Origin of the sequence: uncultured Campylobacter sp. (assembly GCF_938030785.1) — a bacterium.
Taxonomy (GTDB): Bacteria; Campylobacterota; Campylobacteria; order Campylobacterales; family Campylobacteraceae; genus Campylobacter_B.
Map to the genome: position 1 here is coordinate 1 of NZ_CALHIK010000023.1, position 2,978 is coordinate 2,978.

The following is a 2,978-nucleotide window of genomic DNA, read 5'->3' on the forward strand; positions in this document are numbered from 1 at the left end:
CGTATTAAACACCCTATCTCCCGCGTCTCCGAGGCCCGGCACGATATATTTTTGCTCGTTTAATCTCTCGTCGATCGCCGCGGTGAAAACCTCGACCTGCGGGTAGATCTCGCTAAATTTATGAAGCCCCTCGGGCGCTGCGATGATGGAGATAAATTTGATCCTTTTAACGCCGTTTTGCAGCAAAAATTTCACCGCATCGATCGCCGTGCCGCCGGTCGCAAACATCGGATCGATGATGATTACGGTGCGTTCTGCGGCGTCTGCGGGCAGTTTGGCGTAAAAAAACTCTGCCTGAGCGGTCTTTTCGTCGCGCTGAAAGCCTAAAAATCCCACGCTAGCGTCCGGTATGAGCTTGAAAACGCTATCCAGCATCCCCAGCGCGGCGCGCAAAATCGGGCAGATCATGATCTTTGTGGCGAGCTTATATGCGGCGGTTTGTGCCACGGGCGTATGCACGCTTACCTCGCGCAGCGCCAGATCGCGCGTCGCCTCGAACATCATCAGGTAGCTGATCTCATCGACGAGCATGCGGAACTGAAACGGATCGGTCCCCCGATCGCGCAGGATCGTGAGCTTATGCTCGATCAGCGGGTGCTTGATAAGCCTCACGTTAGGCAGCTCGCACGCGGTTTGGTGCGTACATTTTTGGCTTTGGCTCATTTTCTCTCCTTAAATTTACTGAATTTTGCGCCCTTTAGGGCATTTTGATCGTATATTTTAGCGCGAGCTTTTGCGCCATGGCGCTGAAATTTCGCCGATAACGGCAGCGCGATTTTGAATTTAGCTCATTTTAGCTCGCAATGCACGCGTTACGTTTAAATTTAGCTCGGCGGCTCGCTTTAAATTTAACGCCTTTAAAAACGCAGCGCTATAAATTTAGCTCTCGCGTGCGCTTTTGATTTAGCCGCCACTTAAACACGGCGCGCTTTTTATCGGCACGCCGGTGCTACTTTTTGGCGAGCGCTCACGGCGTAAATTTTATCTGCGAAATTATCGTCTGAGGCGGCTTTAAATTTACTTAATGCTCTCGCTCGTGAGCCAAATTTTAAAATTCCACATTATCTTGCGCGCCTAAATTTATAATTTTATACGCACCGACGCTTCGCACGCAAGCCGAATGAACCGAGCGCGTATCTTTTTAAATTTAACTCGCTGCAAGCGGTTAAATTTGCCGTGCCGAAGCGGTTAAAATTAACCGCAAAGCTCCTACTCCTTTATTACGCGCAGGAACGAATACACGTCCTGCACCCCGGGCGCGTGCGTCGCATACCAGATCGCGTGCTTTTCGTGCTCGATGTCGCTCACCACGCCGCTAAATACCACGTCGCAGCCCACGATCGCCACGCGCACCGCAGTGCCCGAAACGTCGGTATCGGAAAAGAGATTTTTCTTTAAATTTGTAAAAATTTCAAACGAATTGCACGGATATTCGGGCTTTTTGACGCGCAGATAGGTATGCACGCGCCGCACGCCTTCGGTTTGTCTAGCTAAAGCAAGCAGCGGCTCGCGCATCGCTTCGCTATCCAGCAGCCCGATGAGATAGACCTCGCCGTAGAAGCACTCGACCTCCAGATCCCAGCTGCTAAGGCCTTTGGTAAATAGAATTTTGCTTTGAATTTTAGTCTGGATGAGCTTGTCGCTAGCGACCTCGCTGACGCTGCGGCGGTCGCGCGCTACGGAGTAGATGTCATACACGCTAAGCGCATTGCCAGCGGGCGCCAGCGGAGCCGCGCACGAGCTAAATAGCGCCGCGCAAGAGAGCAAAAACACCGCTAAAATCGCTAGAAACAAAACCCTCAAACCCTCTCCAATCTCGTTTAATTTCTAATTATCTCAAGCCGGCTGCCGGCGCCGCTTTTTAAATTTAACCCCGCAGACACCGTTTTATCGCAGCTTCAAATTTTGCGCCGCGAGATTCCGCCCAAACCGCACGCTGCAAAATTTTACAATGAAAATTTTAAAATTTGCGTTGTAATTCGCGCAGCTTGCGGAATTCTGCGTTTTCTTCGCTGCGAAATTTCACGCGCAGTATTCGTCGCCGTAAAATTCTACGCGGCTAAATTTCGTTGCAAATTTGCCGCTGCGAATTCTACGAGTAAAATTTCTCGAGGCGGAATTCGCTTCTGTAAAATTTTATATTTCAAAACCCGCGCCCAAAATTCCGCCCGGTCGCGGCTAATTCGTCGTAAGTCCGCCGTCTATCGCAAATATCGCGCCGCTGACCCACTTCGCCGCATCCGAAGCCAAAAACACCGCCGCCTCGCCGATGTCCTGCGCGCTGCCGATTTTGCCGAGCGGATAGATATTTTGCACCATCTGCTCAAATGCCTCGCGCCCCTGCGGACTAAGCGCGCTTAAATTTCGCTCAAACTGCGGCGTCAGCACGCTTCCGGGCGCTATGGCGTTGACGCGAATGCCGAGTTTGCCGACCTCGAAGGCAAGCGATTTGGTGAAAGAATTTAGCGCGCCTTTGGTGATCGAATACGCCGTCGTGGTGCGCCCCACGAGCATTCTGTTTGCGAAATACGACGAGATATTGATCACGCAGCCCTTGCTAGCCGCAAGCGCGCCCAAAAGCCCCTGAGTAAGCAGATAGGGCGCTTTGACGTTTAGGTTTAGATGAGCATCCAGCAGCGCTTCGTCGGTCGCCTCAAAGGGTACGAATTTTCCCAGTCCGGCGTTATTTACAAGGATATCTATCTTAGGAGATTGCGCTAAAATGCGCTCGCAAAGGCCTTTTATCGTTTTGCTTTGCGCCAAATCCGCCTCTATCGCGTAAGCTTTCACGCCATAACCGCCTAGGTTCTCCTGTGCGATTTTTAATTTCTCCTCGCTTCTGCCGAGCAGGATCAAATTTGCGCCCTCTTCGGCAAAACACTTTGCGATGCCAAGCCCTATTCCGTCGCTTCCACCAGTGATTACGGCGGTTTTGCCCTCTAATCGTTTCATACTTTTCCTTTCAATGCGTAAATTTA

The 2,978-nt window shown here is 51.2% G+C and carries 3 protein-coding genes; all 3 read right to left on the minus strand.

Annotation, left to right across the window (positions count from 1 at the left end; genetic code table 11):
* Window positions 1-621, minus strand: a 621-nt coding sequence (gene upp / locus Q0438_RS01295; RefSeq protein WP_299186448.1) for a uracil phosphoribosyltransferase, incomplete at its 3' end; no start/stop codon positions are given.
* A 588-nt stretch (window positions 622-1,209) separates the two neighbouring features.
* Window positions 1,210-1,803 (minus strand): BON domain-containing protein, encoded by a 594-nt coding sequence (locus Q0438_RS01300; RefSeq protein WP_299186442.1) that lies wholly within the window; start codon window positions 1,801-1,803, stop codon window positions 1,210-1,212.
* 375 nt (window positions 1,804-2,178) lie between these two features.
* The gene (locus Q0438_RS01305; RefSeq protein ID WP_299186445.1) at window positions 2,179-2,952 is read right to left on the minus strand and encodes an SDR family NAD(P)-dependent oxidoreductase; all 774 of its coding nucleotides are present in this window, start codon (window positions 2,950-2,952) and stop codon (window positions 2,179-2,181) included.
* Window positions 2,953-2,978: the final 26 nt, after the last annotated feature.

Excerpts from the sequence above, each read along its gene's own strand:
- Q0438_RS01305 (WP_299186445.1), bottom strand. The coding sequence starts at position 2,952 with ATGAAACGATTAGAGGGCAAAACCGCCGTAATCACTGGTGGAAGCGAC.